Here is a 341-nt window from a genome sequence, read left to right as displayed (position 1 = left end):
AATAAAAAAGTAGAAAAAATAGATAAGAAATGGAGGAAAGAGGGAAGAAAGAGGAAGGAGGAAGAAGGAAGAGAAGGAAAAAAAGGAAAGAAAAAAAAAGAAAAAGAAGGGAGGAAGAAAAGAGAAGAAGGAAGAAAAAGGGAGGAGAAGAGAAAAAAGGAGGAAGAAAGGAGGAAGGGGAGAGAAGAAGGGAAAAAAGAGGAAGGAAAAAGGGAAAAAAAAAGAAAGGGGAAAAGGGAAAAAGGAGGAAGAAGGAAGGAGAAAGGAAGGAAGAAGAGAAGGAAAGAGAAAAGGAAAAAGAAAGGGAAGAAAGGAAAAGGAAATGAGAGAAGGAGAGAAAA

At 37.0% G+C, this 341-nt stretch carries 1 protein-coding gene; it reads left to right on the top strand.

The window, feature by feature from the left end:
* A partial coding sequence (locus NR126_RS29200) for a hypothetical protein (RefSeq protein ID WP_256832516.1) occupies positions 1 to 341 on the top strand: 341 nt, incomplete at both ends.

This window comes from Pseudomonas sp. Pse1 (assembly GCF_024519635.1).
Taxonomy (GTDB): domain Bacteria; phylum Pseudomonadota; class Gammaproteobacteria; order Pseudomonadales; family Pseudomonadaceae; genus Aquipseudomonas.
The sequence above is the reverse complement of the archived record's forward strand: the minus strand, read 5'-3'. Positions and strand labels throughout refer to the sequence as shown.